The 21,720-nt window shown below is 72.0% G+C and carries 19 protein-coding genes; 13 read left to right on the forward strand and 6 right to left on the reverse strand.

Annotation, left to right across the window (positions count from 1 at the left end; genetic code table 11):
- Positions 1–124: 124 nt before the first annotated feature.
- The 4 genes from ACIQ6Y_RS25035 to ACIQ6Y_RS25050 all read left to right on the forward strand — a co-directional run bounded on the left by ACIQ6Y_RS25035 (position 125) and on the right by ACIQ6Y_RS25050 (position 2,759).
- Positions 125–757, forward strand: coding sequence for an AIM24 family protein (locus ACIQ6Y_RS25035; RefSeq protein WP_404042630.1), 633 nt, complete (start codon positions 125–127; stop codon positions 755–757).
- A 1-nt stretch (position 758) separates the two neighbouring features.
- A complete protein-coding gene (locus ACIQ6Y_RS25040; RefSeq protein WP_404042210.1) occupies positions 759–1,409 on the forward strand; it encodes an AIM24 family protein in 651 nt (216 codons plus the stop codon).
- A complete protein-coding gene (locus tag ACIQ6Y_RS25045) occupies positions 1,406–2,188 on the forward strand; it encodes an AIM24 family protein (RefSeq protein WP_404042211.1) in 783 nt (260 codons plus the stop codon). The genes ACIQ6Y_RS25040 and ACIQ6Y_RS25045 overlap by 4 nt, the downstream gene beginning before the upstream one ends.
- 94 nt (positions 2,189–2,282) lie before the next feature.
- A complete protein-coding gene (locus tag ACIQ6Y_RS25050) occupies positions 2,283–2,759 on the forward strand; it encodes a MarR family winged helix-turn-helix transcriptional regulator (RefSeq protein ID WP_404042212.1) in 477 nt (158 codons plus the stop codon).
- A 105-nt stretch (positions 2,760–2,864) separates the two neighbouring features.
- Here the strand turns inward: ACIQ6Y_RS25050 and meaB are convergent, their stop codons facing one another.
- Together meaB and ACIQ6Y_RS25060 are read right to left on the reverse strand one after the other, a co-directional pair.
- Positions 2,865–3,821 carry a methylmalonyl Co-A mutase-associated GTPase MeaB gene (gene meaB, locus ACIQ6Y_RS25055; protein ID WP_404042631.1) on the reverse strand — a complete coding sequence of 319 codons (957 nt, stop codon included), beginning with the start codon at positions 3,819–3,821 and terminating at the stop codon, positions 2,865–2,867.
- Positions 3,822–3,862: 41 nt separating this feature from the next.
- The gene (locus ACIQ6Y_RS25060) at positions 3,863–5,068 is read right to left on the reverse strand and encodes an acetyl-CoA C-acetyltransferase (protein ID WP_404042213.1); all 1,206 of its coding nucleotides are present in this window, start codon (positions 5,066–5,068) and stop codon (positions 3,863–3,865) included.
- 147 nt (positions 5,069–5,215) lie between these two features.
- Between ACIQ6Y_RS25060 and mce the strand changes: the two genes are divergently transcribed.
- From mce to ACIQ6Y_RS25095, 7 genes are all read left to right on the forward strand, one after another.
- Positions 5,216–5,656 (forward strand): methylmalonyl-CoA epimerase, encoded by a 441-nt coding sequence (gene mce / locus ACIQ6Y_RS25065; RefSeq protein ID WP_404042214.1) that lies wholly within the window; start codon positions 5,216–5,218, stop codon positions 5,654–5,656.
- A gap of 211 nt (positions 5,657–5,867) precedes the next feature.
- A complete protein-coding gene (gene scy, locus ACIQ6Y_RS25070) occupies positions 5,868–10,046 on the forward strand; it encodes a polarized growth protein Scy (protein WP_404042215.1) in 4,179 nt (1,392 codons plus the stop codon).
- A gap of 182 nt (positions 10,047–10,228) precedes the next feature.
- Positions 10,229–11,164, forward strand: a complete 936-nt coding sequence (locus ACIQ6Y_RS25075) for a cellulose-binding protein (protein WP_404042216.1) — start codon at positions 10,229–10,231, stop codon at positions 11,162–11,164.
- An 85-nt stretch (positions 11,165–11,249) separates the two neighbouring features.
- Positions 11,250–12,203, forward strand: coding sequence for an ATP-binding cassette domain-containing protein (locus ACIQ6Y_RS25080; RefSeq protein WP_404042217.1), 954 nt, complete (start codon positions 11,250–11,252; stop codon positions 12,201–12,203).
- A gap of 2 nt (positions 12,204–12,205) precedes the next feature.
- Positions 12,206–12,976 carry an ABC transporter permease gene (locus tag ACIQ6Y_RS25085; RefSeq protein ID WP_404042218.1) on the forward strand — a complete coding sequence of 257 codons (771 nt, stop codon included), beginning with the start codon at positions 12,206–12,208 and terminating at the stop codon, positions 12,974–12,976.
- A gap of 112 nt (positions 12,977–13,088) precedes the next feature.
- On the forward strand, positions 13,089–14,429 hold the full coding sequence (locus tag ACIQ6Y_RS25090) for an ABC transporter ATP-binding protein (protein WP_404042219.1): 1,341 nt from the start codon (positions 13,089–13,091) through the stop codon (positions 14,427–14,429).
- Positions 14,426–15,277, forward strand: coding sequence for an ABC transporter permease (locus ACIQ6Y_RS25095; RefSeq protein WP_404042220.1), 852 nt, complete (start codon positions 14,426–14,428; stop codon positions 15,275–15,277). The genes ACIQ6Y_RS25090 and ACIQ6Y_RS25095 overlap by 4 nt, the downstream gene beginning before the upstream one ends.
- A gap of 6 nt (positions 15,278–15,283) precedes the next feature.
- On the opposite strand, the gene ACIQ6Y_RS25100 is transcribed toward ACIQ6Y_RS25095, so the two are convergent.
- Entirely contained in the window at positions 15,284–15,619 is a 336-nt protein-coding gene (locus tag ACIQ6Y_RS25100; protein ID WP_404042221.1) for an ATP/GTP-binding protein, read from the reverse strand.
- Positions 15,620–15,850: 231 nt separating this feature from the next.
- On the opposite strand from ACIQ6Y_RS25100, the gene ACIQ6Y_RS25105 reads away from it, so the two are divergent.
- Complete coding sequence (locus ACIQ6Y_RS25105; protein ID WP_404042222.1) at positions 15,851–16,879, forward strand: LLM class flavin-dependent oxidoreductase; 1,029 nt, start codon at positions 15,851–15,853, stop codon at positions 16,877–16,879.
- A gap of 84 nt (positions 16,880–16,963) precedes the next feature.
- Here ACIQ6Y_RS25105 and ACIQ6Y_RS25110 read toward each other — a convergent pair whose 3' ends face one another.
- Positions 16,964–17,356, reverse strand: a complete 393-nt coding sequence (locus ACIQ6Y_RS25110; RefSeq protein ID WP_399644961.1) for an SCO5389 family protein — start codon at positions 17,354–17,356, stop codon at positions 16,964–16,966.
- Between the two features lie 284 nt (positions 17,357–17,640).
- Between ACIQ6Y_RS25110 and nucS the strand changes: the two genes are divergently transcribed.
- Positions 17,641–18,312, forward strand: a complete 672-nt coding sequence (gene nucS, locus ACIQ6Y_RS25115; protein WP_404042223.1) for an endonuclease NucS — start codon at positions 17,641–17,643, stop codon at positions 18,310–18,312.
- 78 nt (positions 18,313–18,390) lie between these two features.
- Here nucS and ACIQ6Y_RS25120 read toward each other — a convergent pair whose 3' ends face one another.
- Together ACIQ6Y_RS25120 and ACIQ6Y_RS25125 are read right to left on the reverse strand one after the other, a co-directional pair.
- A complete protein-coding gene (locus ACIQ6Y_RS25120; RefSeq protein WP_404042224.1) occupies positions 18,391–21,033 on the reverse strand; it encodes an ATP-binding protein in 2,643 nt (880 codons plus the stop codon).
- Positions 21,034–21,306: 273 nt separating this feature from the next.
- Entirely contained in the window at positions 21,307–21,630 is a 324-nt protein-coding gene (locus tag ACIQ6Y_RS25125; RefSeq protein WP_399644967.1) for an STAS domain-containing protein, read from the reverse strand.
- Positions 21,631–21,720 lie beyond the last annotated feature (90 nt).

The following is a 21,720-nucleotide window of genomic DNA, read 5'->3' on the forward strand; positions in this document are numbered from 1 at the left end:
GCACAAACGTCCTCGCCATTGTGACAAACCGGCTGAGGGTCCCGGCGACCGGGCCCCTAGGGGCCGGCTCCGCCTGGGGGCTCTGTCGGTGGCAGGCCCTCCGGGCTACCTTCGCAGCGTGGCGATGTTCCGACTTCAGGGAAGCAAGGTGCTCGCCGTCGACATGACCGGGGACGCCGTGAAGGCGAAGAACGGCTCGATGGTCGCGTACGACGGGCAGATGGCCTTCAAGAAGCTGAGCGGCGGCGGTGAGGGGCTCCGGGGCATGGTGACCCGGCGGCTCACCGGCGAGCAGATGACGGTGATGGAGGTGAGAGGGCAGGGGACCTGCTGGTTCGCGGATCGCGCGTCCGAGATCAACCTCGTCGGACTGCGGGGGGACAAGCTGTACGTGGAGAGCAGCAATCTGCTGGCCACCGACGCGGGGCTGAAGACCGGGACCACCTTCACCGGGCTGCGGGGCGCCTCTCAGGGCAACGGGCTGTTCACGACGACCGTCGAGGGGCACGGACAGGCTGCCATCACCTCCGACGGGCCGGCCGTGGTGCTGCGGGTGACTCCGCAGTATCCGCTGAGCGTCGACCCCGGCGCCTATGTCGCGCATCAGGGCGACCTGCGGCAGTCCTTCCAGTCGGGTGTGACCTTCCGCACGCTGCTCGGCGAGGGCGGCGGCGAGGCCTTCCAGATCCGCTTCGAGGGGGACGGGCTGGTCTACGTACAGCCCAGCGAGCGGAACACGATCGCGGGGGATGTGTGACATGGCCTTCCGGGAGCTCAACTCGAAGATGGTCGAGGCGACCGTCGCGCCGGGACAGCGGCTGTTCAGTCAGCGCGGGGCGATGCTCGCCTACCAGGGCGAGGTGACCTTCGCTCCGAACGTCTCCGGCGGCCAGGGCGGCGTGATGTCGATGATCGGGCGCAGGGCCGCGGGCGAGGACACCCCGCTGATGACCGTCGAGGGCAGCGGCACTGTGCTCTTCGGGCATGGCGGCCACCATGTGCACGTCATACAGCTGACCGGTGACACCTTGTACGTCGAGGCCGACCGGCTGCTCGCCTTCGAGGGCACGCTGGAGCAGCGGACCGTGTTCCTGGGCGCGCAGGGCGGGGTGATGGGCATGGTGCGCGGGCAGGTCAGCGGGCAGGGGCTGTTCACGACGTCCCTGACCGGGCACGGGGCCGTGGCCGTGATGGCCCACGGCGGTGTGTTCGAGGTGCCGATCACCCCGCAGCGGCCCGTGCACGTGGACCCGCAGGCCTACGTCGCCCACCACGGCGACGTACGCAACAAGCTGTCGACCGCGCTCGGCTGGCGCGACATGGTGGGCCGTGGGTCCGGTGAGGCCTTCCAGCTGGAGCTCAGCGGCAGCGGCTCGGTGTACGTCCAGGCCTCGGAGGAGAAGCTGTGACCGCCCATCCCGGCGCGGGTCCCGTCGTGCACGACCCGATGACGCTGCCCGCCGACGACAACGTGAACGCGTACACCTTCTGCGTGGAGCTCAAGGGGAGCCAGTGGTTCCTGCAGAAGGGGAAGATGATCGCCTACTACGGCTCGATCGAGTTCAACGGCATCGGGCACGGGCGATTGGACCGGCTTGTCCGTACGTCGTTCCATTCGCCTCTGCACGCCTCCGACTGGGTCGTGGCGGAGGGCTCGGGCAAGATGCTGCTCGCCGACCGGGCCTTCGACGTCAATTCCTATGACCTCGAGGACGGCAATCTGACCATTCGCTCGGGCAACCTGCTCGCTTTTCAGCCAACTCTGTCACTGAAGCAATCGATCGTGCCGGGTTTTCTGACTCTCATCGGAACCGGCAAGTTCGTCGCCGCATCTAACGGTCCGGTGGTGTTCATGGAACCCCCGATCCGGGTGGATCCGCAGGCGCTCGTCGGCTGGGCCGACTGCCCGTCACCGTGCCATCACTACGACCATGGCTACATGACCGGTGTGATGGGCGGTCTACGTGCACTGACGGGCCTCGGCGGGGCCTCCGGGGAGGAGCATCAGTTCGAGTTCGTCGGGGCCGGGACGGTGCTGCTGCAGTCGACCGAGACCCTGATGGCCGAGCAGGCGACGGGGGCGACCCCCCAGCAGCCGGGCGTGCCCGGCGGCGGGGCTCAGGGCGTCCAGGGTGGACCGCGTCTTCCCGGACAGTTGGGGGACCTCCAGCGTCGCTTCGGACTGTGAGCGGTAGTCTTCGGAGAGTGACATCGAACGCGTGCACGTAGTCACAGCCACCCCCCGTTAGTACGCCTTTCAACTTCTTAGGTAGACTTCATTTATGGAGACCGAAACGGCCACCCGCTGGCTGACCGATGCGGAGCAGTGCGCCTGGCGCACCCACCTGGAGGTCAACAGGCTGTTGACGTACCAGCTCGAAAAGGATCTGCAGCCGTTCGGCCTGACGATGAACGACTACGAAATCCTGGTCAACCTCTCCGAGTCCGAGGACCGGCGGATGCGGATGAGCGACCTCGCCTCCGCCACCCTCCAGTCCAAGAGCCGTCTCTCGCACCAGATCACCCGCATGGAGAACGCCGACCTGGTGCGCCGGGAGAACTGCGAGTCCGACCGTCGCGGGCTGTACGCGGTCCTCACCGAGCACGGCATGGAGACCATGCAGCGGGTCGCACCCCACCATGTCGCCTCCGTGCGCAGGCACTTCATCGACCTGCTGTCCCCCGAGGCGCTCTCCGAGCTCGACAAGTCCCTGAAGCCGATCGCGGAACACCTGCGCGGACAGCGCGGCCGCCCCTGAAACGCGAGTTCCCCGCGCCCAAGGGGCGCGGGGAACTGCGCGACCGGCCGAAGACGGCCCGCCGCCCGGCGACAGGCACCGGCCCGGCTGCTCGAAGGCCGGTCCTCAGCTCTGGGTAAGCCCGGTCACCAACTCGTCCGCCGCCCGGTACGGGTCCAGCTCGCCGGCGACGATCCGCTCGGCCAGCGCGCTGAGCCGGCGGTCGCCGTGCAGATCACCGATGCGTTCGCGAAGGGTCGTGACCGCGATGGTCTCCACCTCGTGCGCGGCGCGGGCCCGCCGACGCTGCTGGAGGACGCCGTGCTCCTCCATCCACGCGCGGTGCTTCTCCAGTGCCTCCACGACCTCGTCGACGCCCTCGCCGCGCGCGGCGACCGTCTTCACGATCGGCGGGCGCCAGTCGCCCGGGGCCCGGGACTCCCCGAGGCCCAGCATGTGGTTCAGCTCGCGGGCGGTGGCGTCGGCGCCGTCCCGGTCGGCCTTGTTGACGACGTAGACGTCGCCGATCTCCAGGATGCCCGCCTTGGCGGCCTGGATGCCGTCGCCCATGCCCGGGGCGAGCAGCACCACGGAGGTGTCGGCCTGGGAGGCGATCTCCACCTCCGACTGGCCCACGCCGACGGTCTCCACCAGGACCACGTCGCAGCCGGCCGCGTCCAGGACGCGGATCGCCTGGGGCGCCGCCCACGCGAGGCCGCCCAGGTGGCCGCGCGTGGCCATGGAGCGGATGTAGACGCCCGGGTCGGAGGCGTGCTCCGACATCCGGACCCGGTCGCCGAGCAGGGCGCCCCCGGAGAACGGGGAGGACGGGTCGACGGCCAGGACGCCGACCCGCTTGCCCTGCTTGCGGTAGGCGGTGACGAGCGCCGAGGTGGAGGTCGACTTGCCGACACCGGGCGAGCCCGTCAGACCCACCACATAGGCGTTGCCCGTGAGCGGGGCCAGCGCCGCCATGACCTCCCTGAGCTGCGGGGACGCCCCCTCCACCAGGGAGATCAGCCGGGCCACGGCACGCGGCCGGCCTTCCCTGGCCTGGGCCACCAGCGAGGAGACGTCCTGCATCACAGCTCCGTTCTTCACTTCAGGGTCGTACGGAAACGAACTCAGGCCTTGGGTACCCGGACGATCAGCGCGTCACCCTGACCGCCGCCGCCGCACAGCGCGGCCGCGCCGACACCGCCGCCGCGCCGCTTGAGCTCCAGCGCCAGGTGCAGCACCAGACGGGCGCCGGACATGCCGATGGGGTGGCCCAGCGCGATGGCGCCGCCGTTGACGTTCACCTTTTCCGTGGACACGCCGAGGTCCTTCATTGACTGCACGGCGACGGCCGCGAACGCCTCGTTGATCTCGATCAGATCGAGGTCGGAGACCTCCAGGCCCTCCTTCTTCAGGGCGTGCAGGATCGCGTTCGACGGCTGCGACTGCAAAGAGTTGTCCGGGCCGGCCACGTTGCCGTGGGCGCCGATCTCGGCGATCCAGTCCAGGCCCAGCTCCTGCGCCTTGGCCTTGCTCATCACGACCACCGCGGCGGCGCCGTCGGAGATCTGCGAGGAGGAACCGGCGGTGATCGTGCCGTCCTTGGCGAACGCCGGGCGCAGCTTGCCCAGCGACTCCGCGGTGGTCTCGGCGCGGATGCCCTCGTCCTTGCTGAAGACGACCGGCTCGCCCTTGCGCTGCGGGATCTCGATCGGGGTGATCTCGGCCTCGAACAGGCCGTTCTTCTGCGCGGCGGCGGCCCGCTGGTGGGACAGGGCGGCGATCTCGTCCTGCTCGGGGCGCTGGATGCCGAGGCGCGTGTTGTGCTTCTCGGTGGACTCGCCCATGGCGATGCCCTCGAAGGCGTCGGTCAGACCGTCGTACGCCATGGCGTCGAGCATCTCGATCGCCCCGTACTTGAAGCCCTCGCGGGACTTCGGCAGCAGGTGCGGGGCGTTGGTCATCGACTCCTGGCCGCCCGCGACCACGATGTCGAACTCACCGGCGCGGATGAGCTGGTCCGCGAGCGCGATGGCGTCGAGGCCGGAGAGGCACACCTTGTTGATGGTGAGCGCCGGGACGTTCATCGGGATGCCGGCCTTGACGGCGGCCTGGCGCGCCGGGATCTGGCCCGCGCCGGCCTGGAGCACCTGGCCCATGATGACGTACTGCACCTGGTCGCCGCCGATCCCCGCACGGTCGAGGGCGGCCTTGATCGCGAAGCCGCCGAGGTCGGCTCCGGAGAAGGACTTCAGCGAGCCGAGCAGCCGCCCCATGGGGGTGCGGGCGCCCGCGACGATGACGGACGTCGTGCCGTTCGTTGCAGAAGACATGAGCTGCGATCCCCTTACCGGCTGCACAGCCGAGGAGTGAACGAGGGTTTACTCGAATGTACTGAGCGGTACTCCGCCCGTCATCGGGCCGTCGGTGTGATCGCGCGCACGTTGCGTAACCACCTCCGGAGCGCTCCACTGAGTTCCATGCTGACGCGAATCGACCACATCGGGATCGCCTGTTTCGACCTCGACAAGACCGTCGAGTTCTACCGGGCCACGTACGGCTTCGAGGTGTTCCACTCCGAGGTCAACGAGGAGCAGGGCGTGCGCGAGGCCATGCTCAAGATCAACGATACGTCCGACGGCGGTGCTTCCTACCTCCAGTTGCTGGAACCGACCCGGGAGGACTCCGCGGTCGGCAAGTGGCTCGCCAAGAACGGCGAGGGCGTCCACCACATCGCCTTCGGCACGGCGGACGTCGACGGGGACTCCGAGGACATCCGCGGCAAGGGTGTCCGGGTGCTCTACGAAGAGCCGCGGCGCGGCTCCATGGGGTCACGGATCACCTTCCTGCACCCCAAGGACTGCCACGGCGTTCTCACAGAACTGGTCACTTCGGCGGCCGTTGAGTCACCTGAGCACTGACCCCCGTACATATGGGCCGGTAGGGTTGGGTGCGGTCGCCCGCCTCACAGCGGGCGTCCGCACGCCGGGGTCCGGGTTTTAGGGGGACGAGCGCCGGGCAGCAGCCCAAGCTCCGCCGTTGATCTGACACCATTCCCCGGGGGCCCCGTTCGGCGGACGGACGGAGCTCGTTCGGAAAGACTTGCGACCAGGGGACGGATGGGACCGCGCAGTGCGGGGCTACGAGAGCCAGGAGCGAGAGCCGGCGGCTGACGTCGACCACCTCTCTCGGTTCGAGGCCGAGATGAAGCGGCTGAGGACCGAGCGGGAAAAGGCGATCCAGCACGCCGAGGACCTCGGCTACCAGGTCGAGGTGCTGCGCGCCAAGCTGCACGAGGCGCGCCGCACCCTGATGACCAGGCCCGCCTACGACAGTGCCGACATCGGCTACCAGGCCGAGCAGTTGCTGCGCAGCGCGCAGGTGCAGGCCGACCAGATCCGCGCCGACGCCGAGCGCGAGCTGAGCCAGGCCCGTGCGCAGACCCAGCGCATCCTCCAGGAGCACGCCGAGCAGGCCGCCCGGCTCCAGGCCGAGCTGCACCAGGAGGCGGTGACGCGCCGCCAGCAGCTCGACCAGGAGCTGGCCGAGCGCCGGCAGACCGTCGAGTCGCACGTCAACGAGAACGTGGCGTGGGCGGAGCAGTTGCGCGCCCGCACCGAGTCGCAGGCCCGCCGCCTCCTCGAGGAGTCCCGCGCCGAGGCCGAGCAGGCCATGGCGGCCGCCCGCGCGGAGGCCGAGCGGCTGACCGCCGAGGCCCGGCAGCGGCTGCAGTCCGAGGCCGAGAGCGCCCGCACCGAGGCCGAGCAGTTGCTGCGCCGGGCCCGCGCGGACGCCGAGCGGCTGCTGAACGCGGCGTCCACCCAGGCCCAGGAGGCCACCGACCACGCCGAGCAGCTGCGCTCGTCCGCGGCCGGCGAGTCCGACGCGGCCCGCCGCCAGGCCGCCGAGCTCTCCCGCACCGCCGAGCAGCGCATGGCCGAGGCCGAGGAGGCGCTGCGCAAGGCGCAGACCGAGGCGGAGAAGCTCGTCACGGAGGCCAAGGAGGCCGCCGCCAAGACGCTCTCCAGCGCCGAGGCCGCCAACGAGACCCGCACCCGCACCGCCAAGGAGCAGGTCGCCCGGCTGGTCGGCGAGGCCACCAAGGAGGCCGAGACCACCAGGGCGGAGGCCGAGCAGCAGCTCGCCGACGCCCGCGCCGAGGCCGAGAAGCTGGTCGCGGAGGCCGCCGAGAAGGCCCGGACGATCACCGCCGAGGAGAGCGCGACCCAGCTGTCCAAGGCGGCCAAGACCGCAGAGGACGTCCTCAACAAGGCGGCCGAGGAAGCCAAGCAGACCACCAAGGCCGCCGCCGAGGAGGCCGAGCGCATCCGCCGCGAGGCCGAGGCCGAGGCGGACCGGCTGCGCGCCGAGGCGCACGACATCGCCGAGCAGCTCAAGGGCGCGGCGAAGGACGACACCGAGGAGTACCGCGCCAAGACGGTCGAGCTGCAGGAGGAGGCGCGCCGGCTGCGCGGCGAGGCCGAGCAGCTGCGGGCCGACGCGGTCGACGAGGGCGAGAAGATCCGCGCCGAGGCCCGGCGCGAGGCCGTGGCGCAGATCGAGGAGGCCGCCAAGTCGGCCGAGGAGCTGCTGTCCAAGGCGAAGGCCGACGCCGACGAGCTGCGCCGCACGGCGACCGCGGACAGCGAGAAGGTCCGCACCGAGGCGATCGAGCGCGCGACCTCCCTGCGCCGGCAGGCCGAGGAGACCCTGGAGCGCACCCGCGCGGAGGCCGAGCGCCACCGCGAGGAGGTCGTGGAGCAGTCCGAGGGCATCCGCGCGGACGCCGAGCGGGCCGCGCAGGAGCTGCGCGAGGAGACCGAGCGTGCGGTCGCGGCCCGGCAGGCGGAGGCCGCCGAGGAGCTGACCCGGCTGCACACCGAGGCCGAGCAGCGCCTCGCCGCCGCCGAGCAGGCGCTGACCGACGCCCGCGAGGAGGCCGAGCGCATCCGCCGCGAGGCCGCCGAGGAGACCGAGCGGCTGCGCACCGAGGCCGCCGAGCGCATCCGGACGCTCCAGCAGCAGGCGGAGACCGAGGCGGAGCGGCTGCGCACCGAGGCCGCGGCCGACGCGTCGGCGTCCCGTGCCGAGGGCGAGGCCGTCGCCGTACGGCTGCGCACGGAGGCCGCGACCGAGGCGGAGCGGCTGCGGACCGAGGCGCAGGAGAGCGCCGACCGGGTGCGCGCGGAGGCCCAGGCCGCCGCGGAGCGGCTCGGCACGGAGGCGTCGGAGACGCTGGCCGCCGCGCAGGAGGAGGCCGCCCGGCGCCGCCGCGAGGCGGAGGAGCTGCTGGGCTCGGCCCGGCAGGAGGCCGACCAGGAGCGCGAGCGGGCCCGCGAGCAGAGCGAGGAGCTGCTGGCGAGCGCGCGCAAGCGCGTGGAGGAGGCGCAGGCCGAGGCGACCCGGCTGGTCGAGGAGGCCGACCGGCGCGCGACCGAGATGGTGTCGGCCGCCGAGCAGCACGCGCAGCAGGTGCGCGAGTCGGTGGCGGGCCTGCACGAGCAGGCGCAGGAGGAGATCGCCGGGCTGCGCTCGGCCGCCGAGCACGCGGCGGACCGTACCCGCCGGGAGGCCGAGGAGGAGGCGGACCGGGTCCGCGCCGACGCCTACGCCGAGCGGGAGCGGGCGAGCGAGGACGCGTCCCGGCTGCGCCGCGAGGCGTCCGAGGAGTCGGAGGCCGCCAAGGCGCTGGCCGAGCGCACGATGGCCGAGGCGATGGCCGAGTCCGAGCGGATGCGCTCGGACGCCGCCGAGCACGCCCAGCGGGTGCGCACGGAGGCCTCGGACACCATCGCGCAGGCCGACCAGGACGCGGCGCGCACCCGGGCGGACGCCCGCGAGGACGCCAACCGCATCCGCTCCGACGCGGCGACGCAGGCGGACACCCTCATCACCGAGGCCCGCAGCGAGGCCGAGCGGCTGACGAACGAGACCAACGCCGAGGCCGAGCGCGTGCGTTCGGAGGCCCTGGCCGAGGCGGAGCGGCTCACCACCGAGACGACCGCCGAGGCGGAGCGGGTGCGCACGGAGGCGCTGGCCTTCGCCGAGCAGCTGACGTCGGAGACTGCGGCCGAGGCGGACCGGGTACGCGCGGAGGCGCTGGCCTTCGCCGAGCAGCTGACGTCGGAGACTGCGGCCGAGGCGGACCGGGTACGGACCGAGGCACGCGAGCAGGCCGAGCGGCTCACCGGTGAGACCGTCGCCGAGGCCGACCGCGTACGGACCGAGGCGCTGGCCGAGGCCGAGCGGCTCGCCACCGACGCGGCGGCGGAGAGCGAGCGGGTGCGCGCGGAGGCCAAGGCGGCCGCCGAGCGGATGCTCGCGGACGCGTCCGGCGACGCGGAGCGGCTGCGGGCCGAGGCCGCGGAGACGGTCGGCTCCGCGCAGGCGCACGCCGAGCGGCTGCGGGCCGAGGCCGAGCGGCTGCGCGAGGAGGCGGCGCAGGAGGCCGAGCGGGTCACCACGGCCGCCCGCGAGGAGGCCGAGCGCACGCTGGACGAGGCCCGCCAGGACGCCAACAAGCGGCGTTCGGAGGCGGCCGAGCAGGTCGACACGCTCATCACGGAGACCACGGCCGAGGTCGACAAGCTGCTCGCGGAGGCGCAGGAGCAGGCGCTGAAGACCACCGCGGACGCCGAGTCGCAGGCCGACACGATGGTGGGCGCGGCCCGCAAGGAGGCCGAGCGGATCGTCTCCGAGGCGACGATCGAGGGCAACTCCCGGGTGGAGAAGTCCCGTACGGACGCCGACGAGCTGCTGGTCGGGGCGCGCCGGGACGCGACCGCGATAAGGGAGCGCGCGGAGGAGCTGCGCGACCGCATCACCTCCGAGATCGAGGAGCTGCACGAGCGGGCCCGCCGTGAGGCCGCCGAGACGATGAAGTCGACCGGCGACCGCTGCGACGCGCTGATCAAGGCCGCCGAGGAGCAGCTCGCCAAGGCCGAGGCGAAGGCCAAGGACCTGGTGTCGGAGGCGAGCTCCGAGGCGGGCAAGGTCCGCATCGCCGCGGTGAAGAAGGCCGAGGGCCTGCTGAAGGAGGCCGAGCAGAAGAAGGCCAAGCTGGTCAAGGAGGCCGAGGACCTCAAGGCCGAGGCGATCCGCGAGGCCCGGCGCACGGTCGAGGAGGGCAAGCGGGAGCTGGAGGTCCTGGTGCGCCGGCGCGAGGACATCAACGCCGAGATCTCCCGTGTCCAGGACGTCCTGGAGGCGTTGGAATCCTTCGAGGCGCCGTCCCCGGCCAAGGACGGCGGCGTCAAGGCGGGCGCCACGGTGGGGGCACCTCGTTCGGGTGGCAAGACGTCGGACGGCTAGTCAGCAAGCGGCGTTCCGGTGTGTTCTGGGACCTTTGCCCAAGACTTGGCAAGCGATCCGGCGGTCAGCCACTCAAAAGAGGTGTCATTCTCCAGATCAAACACGCATCCGCTCGATGACACACCGTTCCGACCCCTAGGATTCCCCCTATCACCTCACCGGTCTCATTCGACAGGAACCCCATGAGCGACACTTCCCCCTACGGCTTCGAGCTTGTGCGGCGTGGATACGACCGCGCTCAGGTGGACGAACGTATCTCCAAGCTCGTCTCCGACCGTGACAGTGCTCTCGCCCGCATCACCGCTCTGGAGAAGCGCATCGAGGAACTCCACCTCGAGACGCAGAACGCCCAGGCCCAGGTGAGCGACGCCGAGCCGTCGTACGCCGGTCTCGGTGCGCGCGTCGAGAAGATCCTGCGCCTCGCCGAGGAAGAGGCCAAGGACCTGCGCGAGGAGGCCCGCCGCGCGGCCGAGCAGCACCGTGAGCTCGCCGAGTCGGCCGCCCAGCAGGTGCGCAACGACGCCGAGTCGTTCGCGGCCGAGCGCAAGGCCAAGGCCGAGGACGAGGGCGTCCGCATCGTCGAGAAGGCCAAGAGCGACGCCGCGCAGCTGCGCTCGGAGGCGCAGAAGGACGCGCAGTCCAAGCGCGAGGAGGCCGACGCGCTCTTCGAGGAGACCCGCGCCAAGGCCGCGCAGGCCGCCGCGGACTTCGAGACCAACCTGGCCAAGCGCCGCGAGCAGTCCGAGCGCGACCTGGCCTCCCGTCAGCAGAAGGCGGAGAAGCGCCTCGCGGAGATCGAGCACCGCGCGGAGCAGCTGCGTCTGGAGGCGGAGAAGCTGCGCACCGACGCCGAGCGCCGTGCCCGCCAGACGGTGGAGACGGCCCAGCGCCAGGCCGAGGACATCGTGGCCGACGCCAACGCCAAGGCCGACCGCATTCGTTCGGAATCCGAGCGCGAGCTGGCCGCCCTCACCAACCGCCGCGACTCCATCAACGCGCAGCTGACGAACGTCCGCGAGATGCTCGCGACGCTCACCGGCGCCGCGGTGGCCGCGGCCGGTGCTCCGGCCGAGGACGAGCCGATCTCCCGCGGGGTTCCGGCGCAGCAGACCCGGTAACCGGACGGCGTCCATCCGCTGAACACTTGACGAGCCCTCTGTCACTCCGGTGGCAGAGGGCTTTGTCCCGTTTTAGCGTGGCCGCATGATCGAGCTCGAGGGGCTGACCAAGCGGTACGGCGAGAAGGTGGCGGTCAACAACCTGACCTTCACCGTCAGACCGGGCATCGTCACGGGCTTCCTCGGCCCGAACGGCGCCGGCAAGTCCACCACCATGCGGATGATGCTGGGCCTGGACCGGCCCACAGCCGGCGACGTCCGTATCGACGGCAAGCGCTACGACCAGCTGAAGGACCCGCTCACCTACATCGGGGCGCTGCTGGACGCCAAGGCGGTGCACGGCGGGCGCAGCGCCTTCAACCATCTGCTGTGTCTGGCGCAGAGCAACGGCATCCCGAAGACCCGGGTGCACGAGGTGCTGGACACGGTCGGCCTGACCGCGGTCGCCCGCAAGAAGGCCAAGGGGTTCTCGCTCGGCATGGGGCAGCGGCTCGGCATCGCGGCGGCGCTGCTCGGCGACCCGCGGATCCTGATGTTCGACGAGCCGGTCAACGGCCTCGACCCCGAGGGCATCCACTGGATCCGCAACCTCATGAAATCCCTCGCGGCCCAGGGCCGGACGGTGTTCGTCTCCTCGCACCTGATGAGCGAGATGGCGCTGACCGCCGACCATCTGGTCGTCATCGGCCAGGGGCGGCTGCTCGCCGACACCTCCATGGCGGACTTCATCGCCCGCAATTCAAGGACGTACGTCCGGATCCGTACGCCGCAGCGCGAGCGGCTGCTCGATGTGCTGCGCCGGGCCGGGATCACGGTGGTGGAGACGGGCGGCGGGGCACTGGAGGTCGACGGCGGCAAGCCCGAGCTGATCGGCGAGCTGGCCGCGCAGCACCAGATCGTGCTGCACGAGCTGAGCCCCCAGCAGGCCTCCCTGGAGGAGGCGTTCATGCAGCTGACGGCCGAGTCCGTCGAGTATCACGCGCACGCCGGCACACCTGCCCCGCAGCAGGCGTGGGGCGACGGCTGGAAGAGGGACTGAGCATGGCGGCCACACAGGTCATCCGGTCCGAATGGACCAAGATCCGGTCGGTGGCGTCCACGGTGTGGACACTCTCGCTCTCGGTGGTGGTCACCGTCGCGCTCGGGATGCTGATCTCGGCGCTGTCGAAGAACGAGTTCGACAGCATGGACGCCCGGCAGCGGCTGGACTTCGACCCGACCTACATCAGCTTCGCCGGGATGAGTCTCGGCCAGCTCGCGATGATCGTGTTCGGGGTGCTGGTGGTGTCCAACGAGTACAGCACCGGCATGATCCGCGTCTCGCTGTCCGCCGTACCGCAGCGGGCCACGTTCCTGTTCAGCAAGGTCGCCGTGGCGACGGGGCTCGCGCTGGTGGTCGGCATGGCGACCAGCTTCGTCACGTTCTTCCTCGGGCAGTCGATGCTGGGCTCGCTGAAGGCGTCCATCGGCGACCCGGGCGTGCTGCGGGCGGTGCTCGGCGGCGGCCTGTACATGGCGCTGATCGCGATGTTCTCCATGGGCGTCGCCGCGATGCTGCGCTCGCCGATGCTCTCCCTCGGCATCCTGATGCCGTTCTTCTTCCTCATCTCCAACATCCTCGGCAACGTCGGCGCGACGAAGAAGATCGGCCGCTATCTGCCCGACCAGGCCGGCAGCACGATCATGCAGGTGGTCCGCCCGGTCGACGACGACACCCCGTACGGCCCCTGGGGCGGACTCGGCATCATGGCGCTGTGGGTGGTCGCCGCGCTCGTGGGCGGTTACGTGCTGCTCAAGCGGCGGGACGCCTAGAACCGGCCGGTTTTTACCCTCTCTTGGAGGGAACCGTCAGCGCCTCGATATCCTCCTAACCCTTACGGGGGCGTGTGCCCCGCTGTCCTGAACCTTTCGATGGGTGCGGAGCATGATCGAGGCAGTCGGCCTGACGAAGCGCTACGGCGACAAGACCGCTGTACACAACCTTTCCTTCCAGGTGCGGCCCGGCGCCGTCACCGGCTTTCTCGGGCCGAACGGCTCGGGCAAGTCGACCACGATGAGGATGATCCTCGGGCTGGACAACCCCACCTCCGGGCAGGTGACGATCGGCGGCTACCCCTACCGCAAGCTGCCGAACGCCCCGCGCCAGGTCGGTGCGCTGCTCGACGCGAAGGCGGTGCACGGCGGCCGCTCGGCCCGCAACCACCTGCTCAGCCTCGCCCAGCTGTCCGGCATCCCGGCCCGCCGGGTCGACGAGGTGCTCGGCGTGGTCGGACTGCAGGACGTCGCCCGCAAGCGGTCCAAGGGCTTCTCGCTCGGCATGGGCCAGCGCCTCGGCATCGCCGGCGCGCTGCTCGGCGACCCGCAGGTGCTGCTCTTCGACGAGCCGGTCAACGGCCTCGACCCCGAGGGCATCCTGTGGGTGCGCAACCTGATGAAGGCGCTCGCGGCGGAGGGCCGTACCGTCTTCGTCTCCTCGCACCTGATGAGCGAGATGGCCCTGACCGCCGACCACCTCATCGTGATCGGGCGGGGTCAGCTGCTCGCGGACATGAGCGTGCAGGACTTCATCGCCGCGAACTCGGCGGGCTTCGCGCGCGTGCGCACCCCGGACACCGAGCCGCAGCTGCGCGAGAAGCTGAGTTCCGCCCTGACCGAGGCGGGCGCGCACGTGATGCCCGAGCAGGACGGCGCCCTGCGGGTGACCGGGCTGCCGCTCCCGCGCATCAGCGACATCGCGCACGACACGGACGTACGCCTGTGGGAGCTGTCGCCGCACCAGGCCTCCCTGGAGGAGGCGTACATGCGGATGACCCAGGGCGCCGTCGACTACCGCTCCACCGTCGACCAGAAGGCGGGCCTCCAGCAGCCGCTGCCGCCCGGCGCCCAGCCGCCCATGCCGGTCGCCGGCCAGGGCCAGCCCGGCTGGTACGCCCCGCCGCCGCCCCAGCAGGGCGGACAGCCCTTCGCGATGCAGCAGGGTCAGAACCCTTACCTCCAGGGCGGCCCCCAGGCCCCGGGCGCGGGCCATCAGGCGTTCGCCGGCGGCCCGGCCCCGCAGGGTGCGGGCGCCCCGCAGGGTGGTGCTCCCCAGCCCCCGCTCGGCGCCGCGCCCGCCCCGGCCGGCCGGCCGGTCCCGGGCGCGCCCGCCGCCGCCCCGCACCCGCAGACGACCCCCCAGGGCGGCCCGGCCCAGCCGCCGCAGGCACCCGCGCCGCAGGCCCCCGCTCCCTCCGTAGACACCACCAAGTCCGAGGACGCCCGATGAGCACGCCCCAGCCCCCGATGCCGCAGGCGGCGGCCGGATCGCCGTACGCCGGTTACACCTCGCCCATCCCCGTGGTGCGCACGCACCTCGGGCACGCGATCGCGTCCGAGTGGACGAAGATCAAGTCGATCCGGTCGACCATGTGGACGCTCGGCGTGTTCGTGCTGCTGGTCGTCGGCATCGGCCTGCTGACCGGCGGTGTGGTGGCGGCCAACTCCGACGAGGCCGGTCTCGGCGACGAGAACCCGCTGGGCCTCGGCTTCTTCGGACTGCTGCTCGGCACCATGTGCGTCATCACGCTCGGCGTGCTGACCACGGCCTCCGAGTACGGCACCGGCATGATCCGCACCACCATGACCGCCTGCCCCAGCCGGGGCCGGGTGCTCGCCGCGAAGTCGATCGTGTTCTTCTCGCTGGCCTTCGTGGTGACCCTGGTGTCCTCCGGCCTGGTCGCCGTCGCCCAGATCGGCATGGTCTCCGACGCCCGCGAGCCCACCGGCGCGGAGTGGTTCAAGGGCACGGTCGGCGTCTCGCTCTACCTGGCTCTGCTCGGCCTGCTGTCGCTGCTGATCGGCTCGGTCATCCGGCACTCGGCGGGCGCCATCACCCTCATGATCGGCGCCCTGCTGGCCCCGCTGGTGATCGCGCTGTTCATGTTCTCGTCGTCGCTGGAGGACCTGCGCCAGGCGCTGTTCGAGTACTCCATCCCGAACCAGCTCAGCGTGTTCTACTCCAACTCCCTCACCGAGACCGGCCCTTCGGGCTGGGTCCCGCTGTGGATCATGCTGGTCGCGGTCGCCGCGGCCTTCGGCGGCGCCTACGCCCTGCTGCAGAAGCGCGACGTGTAGGTCGGTTCAGAACTTCGGCGCGTTACGGGACCGCTGCACCCGCGTGGTGCGGCGGTCTCGCGCGTTCCAGCACGCCTTGTGCCAGTGCCGCCGGTCGTCGACCCCGGCGTGCGCGGGCCACGCCACCACGTGCGGGACGCCGGAGGGGATCATCTGGTCGCAGCCGGGGCAGCGGTAGGTCTTGCCCTGTGCGCTCGCGCCCGCCACATGCCGCACGGTCCAGTCCTCGCCCTGCCAGTCCACCGAGGACTCCCAGCCGCCGTAGCGGCCCGGCCGGTCGGCGTCGGCAGCGCGGCCGGACGCGGAATCGCCACCCTTGGGTCGGTTGCGACGCGGGGACACAGAACACCTCACGGAGCTATACAGGAAGCAGGGTCCGTCCAGCGTACGCGGCGGGCACGAGGGCACCCGGAGGGTCCGGGGCGAGCCGGGGCGCCCGCAAGTCCCCCGACGGGGCTGCCCATTCCGCAGACAATCCGCAAATTACTCCGTCAGGCCGTGTCCTCGGCACGTGTCGGGCGGTTATGCCGGGTGGGGGAGCTCCGTGTCGGAGCCAAGGAAGCAGGAATTGCGATGCGCGTAGGAAGTTTCGTGCTGGCGGCCCAGTTCCCGGGGCAGGGCCAGGGGGAGGCGCTGCACCGGGCGGTCCGTTCGGCCGAGGTGGCGGAGGAGGCCGGGCTGGACGCGGTCTGGCTGGCCGAGCACCACTTCGTGCCCTACGGCACCTGCCCGTCCGCGGTCACGCTGGCCGCGCTGCTGCTCGGCCGCACCCGCCGGATCCGGGTCGGCACCGCGGTGAGCGTGCTGCCCACGACCCACCCCGTGGCCCTCGGTGAACAGGCCGCGCTGCTGCATCTGACGAGCGGCGGCCGCTTCTCGCTGGGCGTGGGGCGCGGCGGGCCGTGGGTGGACCTGGAGGTGTTCGGCGCGGGCCTCGACGCCTACGAGAACGGCTTCACGGAATCACTCGATCTGCTGGTGCGCTGGCTGCGCGAACCCTCGGTGGCGGCCGAGGGTGAGCGCTTCGTCTTCCGTGAAGTCCCCGTCGTACCGCGCCCGTCGGAGTCGCTGACGGACACCGCGGGCCCCGAGGTGCTGGTCGCCTGCACCTCCCCGGCGAGCGTCCGGCGGGCCGCCGAGCGCGGGCTGCCGATGCTGCTCGGCATGCATGTCGGGGACGAGGAAAAGGCCGAGATGGTCTCCCTGTGGCGGCAGTGCGCGCGGGCGGCCGGCCGGTCCCCGGAGGAGATCCGGGAGGCGGCCCATGTGTCGGCCGGTGTCTGCCAGATCGCGGACCGGCGCACGGACGCGGCGGAGACGCTCATGAAGGCGATGCCGGGCTGGCTGAAGCAGGGCCTGGACGCGCATGTGACGGTGGACGGCCGCACGCGCCGTATGCGCGATCCGCTGGCCTACACCGAACTGCTCTGCGGGCTGCACCCGGTGGGCACTCCGCGGCTGTGCGCGGACCGGCTGGCCGCGACCGCCGAGCGCACCGGCGTCTCCCGCTTCGCCCTGCTCGTGGAGGGCTCGGGCGATCTGACGGCCACGGAGGAGAACGTACGGCGGCTCGGCGCCGAAGTGCTTCCGCACCTGCGCTGAACCGCCGTGCCCCCTGAATGCCTGCCGCCCCGGCACAATCTGCACCTCCCGCGTACGGAGCGGCAAGCGGGCTGTTCAACCGCTTCAGCAGTCCCGCAGCTCCGGAGACTGGTTCAGCAGCTGACCGCGGATCGAGGTGAATCGGGCCAGCCTCTCGTCGGCAGAGGCATCCAGCGGGAACACCGCCACCCGGTGGCAGTTCTGGAAGGCCAGCCGCACCCCGAAGTGCCGCTGCAGCGCTCCGCGTATGGCGTCACTCGCGAGCGCACGCAGCAGCTGACCCCGTGCCTGCTCGTCCGGCGGGGGCGTCTGGTTGTCGGCGAACTGTCCGCCGTCCACCTTCAGCTGGGCCACCAGGGAGCTGATCATCTCCCACGCGTAGGGCAGGGAGGTCCGGACGCAGTCGACGAAAGCTGCTTCGTCGACCTCGCCTCGCTCGGCCTGTTCGAGTAGGGCCGGTGAGACGTCGAGCGACATGGGTTCTCCTCTCGCACCCCCGCACCAGCAGGGGTTGCCGGACAGGTATGGGAGTTCGCGAATCTCGATACGCTGCGTACACACATCGCAACCTCCCGTTTAATACGGTAGGCAACGGACGGTGACCGCACCAGGAGATTGCACACATAGAGAACGACGAGTGTGCGCACAATCGGCCATTGCCGAACAGGCTGCATCCGGATCAAAAGGGGCGGCCCCGGGGGCCTCGGGGTGAGGGTGGGCGAATCGCGTGCACCCCTGCCCGTCGAGTAGCGTTGCGGACCATGCGTCTCGTCATCGCCCGGTGCTCCGTCGACTACGCCGGCCGGCTCACCGCCCATCTGCCCTCGGCTCCCCGCCTGATCCTGGTCAAGGCGGACGGCAGCGTCTCCATCCACGCCGACGACCGGGCCTACAAGCCCCTCAACTGGATGTCGCCGCCCTGCACGCTGAAGGAGGGCACCGGCGCCGAGGACGGCGTGTGGACCGTCGTCAACAAGGCGGGCGAGAAACTGATCATCACGATGGAGGAAGTCCTCCACGACTCGTCGCACGAACTGGGCGTCGACCCGGGTCTGATCAAGGACGGCGTGGAAGCGCACCTCCAGGAGCTGCTCGCCGACCGCATCGAGACGCTGGGCGAGGGCTACACCCTGATCCGGCGCGAGTACATGACGGCCATCGGCCCGGTCGACATCCTGTGCCGGGACGCCGAGGGGCAGACCGTCGCGGTGGAGATCAAGCGGCGCGGCGAGATCGACGGGGTCGAGCAACTCACCCGCTACCTGGAGCTGTTGAACCGCGACCCGCATCTCGCACCGGTGCGCGGCATCTTCGCGGCCCAGGAGATCAAGCCCCAGGCCCGCGTCCTCGCCACCGACCGCGGCATCGGCTGCCAGGTCCTCGACTACGACGCCCTGCGCGGCATCGAGGACGACAAGCTGCGGCTGTTCTGACAGACGCCTTCCCCCTTACGACGATCAGGGCCGGGTCTCCCCCACGGGAGCCCGGCCCTGATGTGTGCGCGGGGTCGGTCAGATGACGGCGTCCGAACCGCTCGGGGTGCTCCCGGCACCGGACTCCGAGGCGCTCGCGGACGCACTGGCCGTGCCGCTGGCGGTGTTGGTCGTCGGGGGCTCGGCAGGCGTCTCGGTGGGCGTCTGCGTCGGCGTCGGCGAGGACGACGGCGTCGGGGACTCGCTCTCCGTCCGGGTCGGCCTCGGGGACATCGACGGGGGGCTCGTCGGCGACTGGGACGGCGGCTTCTTCGTCGTGGAGGTCGCCGACGGCTCGGTGGTGGGCCGCGGTGAGCCGCTCGGGGTGTCCGACGGCTCGGCCGGGTCCGTGGCGGCCGGGGGAGCCTCTGCGTCGGAGCTGCCGCCGTTGCCGGTGCCGGAGGCGGTGGGCCTGCTGGTGGCGGAGCCGGTGTCGCCGCCGGGGGTGGCCTCGGTCTCCTCGCCGCCCAGGTCGTCGTCGTCATCGCTCTGGACGGAGGTCGGGTTGACGCCCACCCGGTTCGACGGGTCGTCGGCGTCGTTGTTGCCGGACGTCGCGCCGAGGGTCACCACCGTGCCCAGCACGGCGACGAGCAGCGCGCCCGCACCCGTGGCGGCGAGGTTGCGCCGGGCCAGCCCGCGCAGGCCGCCCCGGAAGGCGCGCCGCGGCCCGGGGCCGGAGGCGGTGGCCCGGTCCGTCACGAGGTCGAAGGAGTCGTCGGGCCGGTGCAGCGGCGGGAAGGCGGCGAGGCCCGCCGGGACGCCGTCGGAGGGCGAGGCGGACTTCCCCTGGGCGCCGTCCGCCCCCGGGCCGAGCTGCCCCAGGGCGCCGACCGGGGCCGGACCGCCGTACGGCAGGGCCCCGGACGGGGTCGTGCCCGCGGCGAGTGCCGGCAGTCCCGCACCGGGCGTGCCGGACGGGCTCGCGCCGAGGGTGCCGAGCGGCAGCCCCGGGCCCGGGGTCGTACCGGAGCGGTCGTCGACGAGGGCCAGTGCGCGGCGGCCGGCGACGGTGCCGCGCTTGTCGGCGAGGGCGCCGCGCAGCCCGATGGAAGCCTCCAGCTCGGCGCGGGCGCGGTCGAGCTGTCCGCCGCACAGGGCGAGGATGCCGAGTTCGTGGTGGAAGTAGGCCTGTTCGGAGACGGCACCGGCGAGCCGGGCGGCCTCCGCGCCGGAGCGCAGGGCGCGTTCCCAGGCGCTCCAGTTCAGGCCCGCGGCGAAGGCGGGCGCGGCCGTGCGGGCCAGCTGGACGGCCGGGCTCTCCTCGTCCTCGGCGGGCACGGCGGTGAGCGGCACCAGCACGCTCAGCGCGGCGAGCACGGCGTCGGCCTCGGCGCAGACCCGCTCGGGGCCGACCGAGGGGTGTCCGACCCACCAGGTGTAGTGCTGTGCGGCGGTCAGGGCGTAGGCATCGATGTCGTCGGCGTAGCCGGCGGCCTCCAGCTGGGTCAGCACACCGGCGGCGAGGCGGTGACGGCCGCCGACCGGGGAGACCAGGGCGCAGCCGATGAGTTCGCCGAGGGCCGCGTCGGCGTGGGTGTCGCCGACGAGGGCGGGCAGATGGGCCTGGTGCGGGATCTCGCCGCCCAGGGCGACGGCGAAGCGCAGGGTGGCGCGGGCACAGGCGCTGAGCCGGGAGGCGAGCAGGGCAGCGGGGGCGGCCCCTTCGGCGAGCGAGGGCAGCGGTATGTCCTCGCCGACGGGCGGTTCGGCGGGGACGGCGTCCTCGACCGGGACTTCGGGTTCGAAAACGCCATGGTCGTCCAGGGCGTCGGCCCCGGCCCGCAGCCGGTCGCGCTGTCGCAGCAGGGCGCCCGCCTGGACGAAGCGCAGGGGCAGGCCCTCGGACTCGAACCAGAGGTCGCCCGCCCAGTTGGCCTCGTCCTCGGTGAGGGTGCGGCCGACGGCGTGTTCCAGGAGCTGGAGTCCGCCGGCGCGGTCGAGGCCGTCGAGGAAGACCTCCTCGATCGGGGAGTCGGCGGACGGCGCGGGCACGTCGGGGGTCGCGGCGATCAGGAACGCGCACTCGGGGGTGGCGTCCAGCAGCGTGTCGAGGGCGGCGCCGCCGAACTCGATGTCGTCGAGGACGACGACGGCGCCGACCTCGCGGACGTGGTCGAGCAGTTCGGCGCGTTCCAGCCGGTGCAGGGGGGCGCGGTGGACGGCGTGGAAGAGGTCGTGGAGGAGTTCGTCGGCGGTGCGACGGAAGCCGCTGAGGCGGACGACGCCGTCGGGGGCGAGGTCGGCGCAGTCCGCGGCGACGGCGTCGAGGAGGCGGGTGCGGCCGGAGCCGGCGGGGCCAGTGAGGCGTACGGAGCGGCCGCGGGCGAGGAGGCGGACGAGCCGCTCGTGCTCGTCGTGGCGGCCGAGCAGCGGCAGTTCGGGGCGCGGCGGCCCGGGCGGGGCCGGCGCGGCGGCGCGGGCCGCTTCCGCGCGTTCGGCGGGGGTGCGCCTCTCGGGCGCGGCGGGCCGCTGGGCCGGCGGGCACAGCTCGATCTCGCTGCCGTCGACGGGGTTGACGGTGAGCAGGTAGTCGCCGGAGACGAGCTGCGTCGTCCGGGCCTGGGCGGGCGTGTGCTGGCCGAGGTCGTTGGCCAGCGGGTCCCTGGGCGGGCGCTGGCGCGGCGGCTGGCCGGCGCTGTCGTGGCCGCCCGCCTCGGGGCCCCGGGTGTTCGGGTCCATCGGTGTCCAACCCCCAAAAGCGTCGTGTGGCGTAGCCCTTCCCGGCCTTGCTGCACACTGCGCTGTCGCTTCTGGTCCGGTACCCGCTCGTGGGTTTCTGGCGGCGGGCAGTCGAACCGTAAACCGTCGCCCGGTGTCTGCGACAGCCCGGGGTGCCGGGCCGCCCGAGACGTCATGGTCTCGTGATGATTGGGCGCGTCGGGTGTTTCGACGCCTGACGTCCGGGTCCTGGGTCACCGCCCCCGCGGTCCTGGTCACCGGCCGTGCGCGCGGTCACACGCGGGGCAGCGACTCCACGCCGAGGCCGCCCTCGATCGCGAGGATCCGGTGCAGCCGAGTGGCCACCAGCAGGCGCTGCATCTGCGGCGGTACGCCGCGCAGCACCAGTCGGCGGCCGCAGCGGCCGGCCCGCCGGTGGGCGCCCATGATCACGCCGAGTCCGGTGGCGTCCCACGAGTCCAGTTCGGACAGGTTCAGGATCAGATCGCCGGCTCCGTCGTCGACGGCCGAGTGCAGGACCGTACGGGCGTCCGCCGCGGTGCGGACGTCGAGGCGGCCCCCGACGACCACCTCGGCGTGGTCGCCCCTGATGTGCATATGCGCTCCTGTGCGTGCGTCTGGTGCTCCGCGATGCGATGAGTGTGGGCCGCGTGCTGCGAGCCACGGTTGCAACCTCTGACGGCGTCG

It is taken from the genome of Streptomyces sp. NPDC096205, assembly GCF_044763135.1.
In the GTDB taxonomy this organism is placed as follows: Bacteria; Actinomycetota; Actinomycetes; order Streptomycetales; family Streptomycetaceae; genus Streptomyces.